Annotated in this window: 11 protein-coding genes; all 11 read right to left on the bottom strand. The window is 70.8% G+C overall.

Annotated features, from left to right (window positions below):
- Positions 1–399 (bottom strand): hypothetical protein (locus M4J07_RS45115; protein ID WP_255982668.1); only part of this gene is annotated, 399 nt, incomplete at its 3' end.
- On the bottom strand, positions 396–869 hold the full coding sequence (locus M4J07_RS45110; RefSeq protein WP_255982666.1) for a TadE/TadG family type IV pilus assembly protein: 474 nt from the start codon (positions 867–869) through the stop codon (positions 396–398). The genes M4J07_RS45115 and M4J07_RS45110, both read right to left, overlap by 4 nt.
- Complete coding sequence (locus tag M4J07_RS45105) at positions 866–1,249, bottom strand: TadE family protein (protein ID WP_255982664.1); 384 nt, start codon at positions 1,247–1,249, stop codon at positions 866–868. Before M4J07_RS45105 ends, M4J07_RS45110 begins: the two co-directional genes overlap by 4 nt.
- 26 nt (positions 1,250–1,275) lie before the next feature.
- Entirely contained in the window at positions 1,276–1,515 is a 240-nt protein-coding gene (locus M4J07_RS45100; protein ID WP_255982662.1) for a hypothetical protein, read from the bottom strand.
- 12 nt (positions 1,516–1,527) lie between these two features.
- Positions 1,528–2,430, bottom strand: a complete 903-nt coding sequence (locus M4J07_RS45095) for a hypothetical protein (RefSeq protein ID WP_255982660.1) — start codon at positions 2,428–2,430, stop codon at positions 1,528–1,530.
- On the bottom strand, positions 2,430–3,350 hold the full coding sequence (locus M4J07_RS45090) for a type II secretion system F family protein (RefSeq protein ID WP_255982658.1): 921 nt from the start codon (positions 3,348–3,350) through the stop codon (positions 2,430–2,432). The genes M4J07_RS45095 and M4J07_RS45090 overlap by 1 nt, the downstream gene beginning before the upstream one ends.
- On the bottom strand, positions 3,347–4,870 hold the full coding sequence (locus M4J07_RS45085) for a CpaF family protein (RefSeq protein ID WP_255982656.1): 1,524 nt from the start codon (positions 4,868–4,870) through the stop codon (positions 3,347–3,349). The genes M4J07_RS45090 and M4J07_RS45085 overlap by 4 nt, the downstream gene beginning before the upstream one ends.
- The gene (locus tag M4J07_RS45080; protein ID WP_308284830.1) at positions 4,860–5,612 is read right to left on the bottom strand and encodes a hypothetical protein; all 753 of its coding nucleotides are present in this window, start codon (positions 5,610–5,612) and stop codon (positions 4,860–4,862) included. Before M4J07_RS45080 ends, M4J07_RS45085 begins: the two co-directional genes overlap by 11 nt.
- Before the next feature lie 98 nt (positions 5,613–5,710).
- Complete coding sequence (locus tag M4J07_RS48085) at positions 5,711–6,256, bottom strand: SAF domain-containing protein (RefSeq protein WP_308284829.1); 546 nt, start codon at positions 6,254–6,256, stop codon at positions 5,711–5,713.
- Positions 6,257–6,439: 183 nt separating this feature from the next.
- Positions 6,440–7,303, bottom strand: coding sequence for an ATP/GTP-binding protein (locus tag M4J07_RS45070; RefSeq protein ID WP_255982652.1), 864 nt, complete (start codon positions 7,301–7,303; stop codon positions 6,440–6,442).
- Complete coding sequence (locus M4J07_RS45065; RefSeq protein WP_255982650.1) at positions 7,261–7,902, bottom strand: hypothetical protein; 642 nt, start codon at positions 7,900–7,902, stop codon at positions 7,261–7,263. The genes M4J07_RS45070 and M4J07_RS45065 overlap by 43 nt, the downstream gene beginning before the upstream one ends.
- Positions 7,903–8,326 lie beyond the last annotated feature (424 nt).

Genomic DNA, 8,326 nt, shown 5'->3' with positions numbered 1-8,326 from the left:
GACTTGATGGCGGTAGGTGTGGGGCCAGAACAGGCCGTGGTAGCTGCCGGTGACGGTCACGGTGATCCGCCGTCCGGCGTCCCAGATGCGGACCGATCCGCGGGCTCCGGCCCGGGCCAGGTAGGTATGGGCGGCGCCGGTGGCGGCGTCCGGGTCCACGTGCAGGCCGTGGGCGGGGATCGCGGTGTCGAGGTCGACGGCCTGTTGGGCGGCGCGGGCGGCCTCGATGGCGAGGGCGTCGGCGTTCTGCCGGGCGCGCAGCGCGCCGAACGCATCGACCGTGAGGAGTCCGGCGAGCAGGATGAGGGGGCCGGTGATGACGGCGACGAAGATGCTCACCCCGCCGCGGTCGTCGAAGCGCAACTGCCGCCACCAGCAGCCCTGTTGGATCCGGTTCATGAGCGGCCCCGGCCTCGGTAGGCGTCGACCACCGAGGTGAAGGAGCTGGTCACGGTGCGCACGCCGGGCCCGCCGCCGATCAGTACCAGATCCCCGACCGGGACGCGGCAAGCGACGGTGACGGTCACCGCGGACACCGTGCCGACGGGTACCGCGAGGCCGGCGGTGTCGGCCCGGACCTCGATGCTGGCGCAGGCCTGCTGCTCGCCCGACAGGGCTTGCCGGGCGGCCTGCCGGGCGGCGTCCTGGCCCTGGCCGGGGGTGCGCTCCAAGGAGGCGGCGCGGGCGGCGGCTTGGGCTGCGGCGTCGGTCTTCTGCCCGGCCAGGGAGAGGCGGGCGCCGGCGATGAACAGCAGTACCAGCACGATCAGGACCGGCACGGTGATGGCGGCCTCGATGGCCGCGTTGCCCCGGTCCCCGTGCAGTGCCTCGGTCCACGGTGGGCGCCGTGGCGTGTCGGGTGGCGTCACCGTTGTCCCTTCACGGTCCAGTGCTCGATGGGCCCGGTCACGGTGGCGTGCACGGTCAGGTGGAAGCCGGGCAGCATCGACAGCGCCTGCCCGGTGACGTGGACGCGCATCGTGTCCGGGCTGCTGCCGGCGGTGCTGACCTGGGTGCCGGTGAGCAGGTTGCCCGCCAGCGCGTCCAGTGCCTGCTGGGCCCGCGCCGTCCCGTCGCCGGGGGTGGCGTCGTAGAGGCGTCCGGCGGCCACTCCGGAACGGGCGGCGGTGTAGGCGATGTTGCGGGCATAGGCCCACAGCACGCCCTGGATGAGGGTGAACGTGATGAGGAGGACGGCGGGGAAGAGGATGGCGAGCTGGATCGGGGACGAGCCGCGGTCGCTTCGCACTCTGTGCAGCATCGGCGTGGACCGTTTCAGCCGCCGAGGTCGACGTTGTCGACCTTGCTGCTGGCCCGGTTGCCGAGCGCGACCAGCGCGGCGACGATCGTGACCGCGATGCCGATCCCGGCCACCCACAGGATGACGGTGACGACGGGGTTGTCGCCGCGGTCACCGCGCTCGTTGATCTCCTCGTGGGCCTCCTCGATGCGGCGGTTGATCGCGGCGGGGATCCGGGCGAGCAGCAGGCCGGTCTTCAAGAACAGGTCAGACATGGGGGGTCTCCTTCAGGAGCTCTGGTGGAAGGCGTTGAGCAGGGCGGGGAAGGCCAGGGCCGCCATGATGAGGACACACAGCACGGCCAGGGGGGCCTGCATCTTCTCGGTGTCCGCGTTGGCGGCGGCGGCCTCGGTGGTGAGTTGTTCGGTGCGCAGGCTGGCGGCGCGGTGGCGCACGGTGTCGTAGACGGAGGCGCCTTCCTGGGCGGACATCTGCACGAAGTCCGCGACATCGGCAAGCACCGGCACGTCGAGGCGTGCGCCGAGGTTCTTGAGGGCGGCCCACTGTGCGGTGCGCTCGATGCGGGCGCGCAGCAGGGCGTCCCGGATGCGCAGGAACACCCAGCCGCGGCCCACCTGGGCGGCCTGTTCGAGGGCGGACTCGATGGCGATGCCGGCCGCCAGGCGCAGCGCGACCAGTTCCAGGTAGACGGCGATGGCGTGCGCGCATTCGGCGCGCGCGGTGGCCGCGTCGCGCCGGATCATGAGGTCGGGCACGAACCAGAACAGCGCGGCGAGGATCAGGCCGACGACGGCGGGGGCGTACAGCGGCACGCCGATGCCGAGCAGTGTCCAGGCGGCGGTGAACAGGCTGGGGGCGAACAGCCCGAGCAGTACCAGCAGTGCCTTGTTGAGCAGGAACGCCTCCGCGCTCTGCCCGAGCAGGTCCAGGTCCTTGCGGGGCAGGCGGACGGGCAGTCTTCTGACGAGCCACGCCCCCAGCTGCGCCTGCGCCTGCGCCTGCGCCGACGAAGTCTCGGTGCTCGGCTGCCGGGGTGGGGCGGGCGCCGGGTTGAGGCGGTCCAGTGCCGGCCGGAGTTTCGGAGCCGCCGGCAGCACCTCATTGACCAGCAAAGCCACGCCTGCCCCGCCCACCGCGCCGGACAGGATGACCCAGGTGAAGGTGTTCATCAAAGCTCCGCTCGTGGCGCGGGCAGCGTCTCGTCCGCTGGTGGGGGTGTGCGGACAGGGCTGCGGGGGTCGGGAACCAGGACGCGGGCGCTGTGCCCGCGGGTGGCGTAGCGGCGCACCCACACCAGCGTCGCCACGAACCCGGCCGTCAGCAGGGCGAGCACCAACTGGCCCGTCACGGTGGCGTACACGCCGGTGTACTGCGGCACGGTGAACCCGAGCCCGACGATCCCCAGCGTGATCACGGTGAGGGTGCGCACCGTGGTGCGGGTCTTCTGTCGGTCGGCCTCGATGCGCTGGCGCATCGTGACCTCCTCGCGGACCGAGGCGGCCAGGTCCTGCATGGCCTGGGCGAGGCCGGGGCCGGGGTCGCGGGCGGCCAGGATCAGCGCGGAGCACACCTTGTCCCCGGTGACGTCGTCGAAACCGCGGGCGAAGTCGGCGAGGGCCTCGTGGGTGGGCCACTGCGCCTGCACCTTGTCCGCCAGCTCCCCGACCTCCCCGGCCAGCGCGGCCGGCGCATGCTTGCGCGAGGCAATCAGCGCCTTCTCCAGGGCGTTGCCGAGCCGCACCATCTCCGACAGCCGCTGCGCCCAGTCGCCCAGCGCGTCCCGGCGGGCGATCTGGGTGCGGGTCAGGGCGGTCCCGGACAGCAGCCAGGGCCCGCCCACGATGACCGCTCCGGCGATCAGCCCGGCCATCACCATCCCGGTGACCAGCCACACCCCCACCAGCGCCGCTCCACCGAGGCCGAGCAGGAGACGGCGCTGGGCGGCGAACTGCCGGGCAACCGTGCCGCGCTCGCCCTGCCACGGCCACGGCCGTTGGGGGGTGGTGGTGCCGATAAAGCCGGCCACCGCCAGGACGATGCCGAGACCGAGAAGGGCGCCGTTGGCCACCCACCACATGCTGGTGATCACAGCGGCCTCCCCTGGGCGTAGGCGAGGGCCGGGGCGGACAGCAGGGGTGAGGTCATGCCGGCCTGCTCCAGGCGGCGGCGCCGGCGTTCGCTGAGCGCGCCCTTGGGCACGGCCGGCCCGTCCAGGTCGTCGGCCGGGCCGAACACCTCGTTGTACATCGGCCGGCCGTCGTGCCCGATCCCGGTGATCTCCCACAGGTGGGAGAGATAGCGGCGCGGGACATCGGTGCTGTCGTCGACCGACAAGAACGCGATCAGGTGCAGGCCGTTGGCGATCTGCCGGTAGGCCAGCTCGGGGGTGAAGTTGGCCTGCGCCAGCAGATACAGCTCGGCGACCCGGTCGAACACGGCGGCCGGCTCGGAGGCGTGGATCGTGCACATGTTGCCGGGCCGGTCCGACGTCATCGCCTGCATCATCGCGGTGATCTCCGGGCCGCGGACCTCACCGACGATAGTGCGGGTCAGCGACATCCGCTTGGCCCGCAGCATCAGATCCATCAGCGTGATCTCACCCGCGGCCGCCCCCACCGGGCCGATCCGCTCGCCGTTGGAGAACCGCGCCTCCATCGGCACCACATGCTCATGAAACGCCGGATCCGCCAGCCCCTCGAAGGTGGTCTCCACGGTGCCGAAGCGCTGACTGCGCGGAATCTCTTTGATCAGAGCGCGCAGCAGCGTCGTCTTCCCCGACGCCTGCTCCCCGGCCACCATCACGTTCAGCCGGCCGTGCACGGCGGCCGCCAGCAGATCCGCCGCCTCCAGGCTGAGGGTGCCCAGCGCGACGAGGCGGGCCAGGTCGATGTCGAGATGGCGGTGGCGGCGGATGGTCACATGGGTGCGCCCGCCGGTGATCTCCGGACCCAGCGCCTGCAGCCGGGAGCCGTCGGGCAGCCGCAGCTCCACGTCCGGGCTGTGGGTGGAAAACGTGCGCCCGTTCTGCCCGGAGGCCCGGATCAGGTCCCGCACCAGGTCTTGCAGTTCCTCCTCCGAGTCCGCCACCCGCCCCGCTCGGGCCGGCTCATGGCGGCCGCTGTATTTGAGGAAGACCCGCTCGAAGCCTTCCAGCCAGATGTCCTCGACCCGCTCGTCATCGAGGTAGCGCTGCAGCCGCCCGGCCCGGAAACACATGTCGAAGGCCAGGGCGGCCAGGTCCTGCTCGACCGCCTGCCCAAGCGTGCCGCCACTCGACAGGCCCTGCGCGTCCGACCAGATCGCCACCTGCTCGTTGATCAGATGCCGGCCCCGCTGCTCCGTGCCCTGAGGGGACAGCGGCGTGCGGTGCTTGCCCTCCTCGTGCAGCCGCTCCAGCACGATCTTCTTGATCTCCTGGGCCGCCCGGTAGTCCACCCCCTGCCCACCCCCGGCAGGGGCCGACACCGCGGCAACAGCAGCACCGGTGGCAGCGGGAGTTGCGGGCGTGCCGTAGCCCGGCACCACCCCGGCGACCGGGATTGCCCTGGGGTCCGCCGACGCGGGGTGGCGGGTGGAGCGGGGGCCGTTGTAGACGGGCTCAGCGCGCACGCCGCACCTCCGCCAGCCGCTGCTGCATCGGCGAGTACAACCGCTGGCGCCGCGATGCCACCTGCTGCCGGATCGGCGTGCACGCCTCCCGCGCCGCCCTGAGCAACGAGCCCCGCACGAACCGGCGGTCCTGCGGCGCACCGTCGGACAGCACCGCCGCCTCACCCGGCCGGTACGGCAACGTCGCCACCACCCGCGTCTGGAGCGCTTCCTCCACCTCACGCTGGCCGTAAGTCCCTTCGGCGATCAGCAGGATGCCGAGCGCCGGGGTGGGCCGGTCCGGATCACTCTCCACCACCTGACGCAGCATCCCGGCCCGCGCCTGGGCCGCGTTCACACTCCGCAGCGTGCCCCGCACCACCAGCAGCACCAGATCCGCGCGCTGCGCCAGCACCCGGGACGGACCGTACGCACCGCTCCGGCCAAGATCGACCAGCACATCGTGGGCGTCCGCAGGCATCCGGTCGATGACCACGAACAACTCCGCGAGCTGAGCCCACTCCGGCGCCAGCGACGCGGCCTGCGACGGCTCGGTCAGACCGGGCAGCAGCACATGCCGCCCGTCACCGTGCCCGTGATCATCCGACAGGCGCACCAGCTGCGTCCAGAACGCATCGCGCAACGGCTGTTCGCCCCGCAGCGACACCGCAAGATTCCGCAGACTCACATCCGCGGCAAGACTGCCCTGCAGCGCGCCGGAGAGCACAGCCCCACCATCCGGATCGCACTCGGCCAGCAGCATCCGCCGGCCCTCCTCCAGCGGCCAACTCCGCAGCAACGCCAACGCACTTGTGGTCACACCGGGCGCCCCAGGCAGGCCGGCTAACGCGATGACCGCCATCAGCCACCCGCCCCGTTCACCGCAAGCGCCACATCACCGGACGCCGCCTGAGCCGCCAACTTCCCGCCCTGCGCCCGCGGCACCGCAACGTCCACCACCCGCTCACCCGTCGACTCCCGCGCCGCACCCACCCGCACCACCCGCGCCTGCACCGACGCAGGACCCGCCGCATCCTTCGCCGCAGCGGCCGCCGGATCGTCACCGGTGAACACCACCTGCACCGTGTCACCCGGCCGCAGCGCCGAATCCGGCAACTGCCCCGGCTTCAACGCGATCCCGACCAACTGCTCCCCGGACCGCACCAGCGTCGAGCGGGTGACCTGCCTGGGGTGCAGCAGCGCACCGGACTGCAGAGCGGACACCGCGCGCATGCCGACGACCTCCTCGCGCTGCTGGACCCCCACCACCCTCATCGACGGATCCAGCGCGACCGATGCCTCCCGCAGGTCACTGTCCTTGATGACACTGCCGGCCGGGACGTCCCGGGCCAGCTCGATCACCGGCTGGCGCTGCCCGTTCTGCGTCCAGTACCAGTAGTTGCCCACCGCACACGCCGCAATACACGCCACCGCAACCGCCACCATCCCCGGCCGACGCCGACGCGACTGCCACCTCGCCTGCGCACCCACCGGCGGCGCCACGACAGGGGCCGTCGTCGGACCCGTTTGCGCGGGCACTTCCGTCCTGCTCACGTCACACCTCTCCTTCGCTGCTCGCCGCGGCCCATGTCAGCTGCCCACCGCCTGCAACTCACCGACCGTGAACGAAACATCGCTCTGCCGCGTCGTCGGGATCTGCCCCTGCTCACCGGTGCTGGCCTGCCACGACACGTCCCAGTACGCCACCGCCGACAGCCGGTACTTCGCGCCCCGCTCCCGGGTGGAAGGCTGCTGGTAGAGGTGTCCGCAGTCCGGCGACTCCGCGCCACTGCGCGTGTCCTTGAACGGGGTGCCCGGACCGTCACAGACGACCCGCTCGCCGTCCCCCATGTCCCACACGATCTTCGAGACCTGCGCCGTCGCGGTGACCGTTACGCCACCTGCCGACGCGCTCGCCGTGTTCGGCCCGAACGTCGTGGCACTGGGCGTCACCCACAACCACATCGGCACCCCGACCACATACTTCGCGTCCACCCGAGGACTCGCGACCCGCGGACCGACCAACTTCATCTTGTCCACGGCCTGCTGAGCGACGACTGCCGGATCGACCGCAGGTACGGCGGCGCCTTCGTCAACGGCAAAGTGATCGGTCGGTCCTCCGCCAGAGCAGACGCGCTCGTACACCGTCTTGCCTGCGCCCTTGTAGAAGGCGCTATCTGGCGGTGGCTGCGGGATGAGCCTTCTGACTTTGCAGTCTGATGGCTTGCCGCCCTTGCCTCCACTCGCTGCTGGGGCCTGTTCACCTTCCGCGCGGTCACTCCCGCTGGTGTGGCCGTCGCCGCTTGCCTCGCAGGTGATGAAAGGATCCGGCGCGTTGCAGCCGCCCCCCATGGGAATGTCGGCCAGCGCCGCCGTTACGGGTGACAGGAGTCCCGCACTCAGAGCCCCAACTAACAGGAGGTTGCGGACGGTTTGACTTCGACGATCTTCCACGTTGCCCCCCACTTCTCGGCTTGGACCTTCGTCACGTACTTCGGGACGCGGCTCTTTGGCATCTCGACGGACTTGCCCGTCTTCGCGTACACGCGCTTCCAGGGGGCGGTGTCGAGGCAGTCGGTCAGGCTTGCCCACGGCACCTTCTTGTCAGGCTTGAGCCCTGTGATCGTGACGTCATGCGTGGGAGCGCCTTGCGCGACGATGCCCTTCTCGCGGTAGGTCTCCATGGCGATCTCGGCATCCGCCAACGCGGGCCCTGCGGAGAACCTCCGCAGATCCGTGCCCTTGATGCTGGCCTGGGCGTAGGCCTTGACCTGCTCGTCCCACATGCGGTCGTAGGTGTCGAGCACGGTCTTCTTCAGGGCGGCGTCCGGATCTGTGGCCGTGGGGCTGGGGGCGGTGGCGGTCTTGTCTGCCGGATCTTTTGCCGAGGCGGTCGGTTCGAGGGTGGCCTCGGGGCCTGCCTTGTCGTTGGTGGAGCAGGCGGTGAGGGTGGTCGCGGTGAGCGCGGCGGCGATGAGCGTGAAAGAGATTGAGCGTCCGCTTTTTCGCCTGCGAACGGTGGAATATGCCAGATGATGTGCTGCTCGTGTCATGGAGTCTCCCCGTACGGCGCGAGGCGCGCGTGGTCTCTCCCGTGGGTGCGGCGTGCTGTGGGGGAGCGCCGACTGCCTCTGCGAGCTGCGTTGATCTTTCTGTGTGACGGTTACCTTACCCACGGGTTGAACAGTTGTCTGTCTCAACTCTGTAAGAAACATGGGCCACTTGAGGCTTGTGTGGCCACAACTGGTCGTGCGGGCAGGCGTGTTGGCGTTGAATTGGGTATGCCAGCCTTGCCTCTGGCATAGGCCAGCTATTTGCGCGAATGAACTAGTTGAATTTGGTTGTTCGTGGCTGGCGGGGGGGCGGACGGGCTGGTCCGGGGGCGTCGGGTCCGCGATGGTGCAGACAGGGCCGGACGGGGCGCCGGTGCGGAGGGATTCGCTGCTCGCGAGAACGGCGGTGGTGAGGGCGGTGAGG

This window comes from Streptomyces longispororuber (genome assembly GCF_024448165.1).
Classification (GTDB): domain Bacteria; phylum Actinomycetota; class Actinomycetes; order Streptomycetales; family Streptomycetaceae; genus Streptomyces; species Streptomyces longispororuber_A.
This window is presented reverse-complemented; position numbering and strand designations above follow the sequence as displayed.

Excerpts from the sequence above, each read along its gene's own strand:
- M4J07_RS45080 (WP_308284830.1), bottom strand. The coding sequence starts at position 5,612 with ATGCTGCTGGCCGAGTGCGATCCGGATGGTGGGGCTGTGCTCTCCGGC.
- M4J07_RS45100 (WP_255982662.1), bottom strand. The coding sequence starts at position 1,515 with ATGTCTGACCTGTTCTTGAAGACCGGCCTGCTGCTCGCCCGGATCCCC.
- M4J07_RS45065 (WP_255982650.1), bottom strand. The coding sequence starts at position 7,902 with ATGACACGAGCAGCACATCATCTGGCATATTCCACCGTTCGCAGGCGA.
- M4J07_RS45095 (WP_255982660.1), bottom strand. The coding sequence starts at position 2,430 with ATGAACACCTTCACCTGGGTCATCCTGTCCGGCGCGGTGGGCGGGGCA.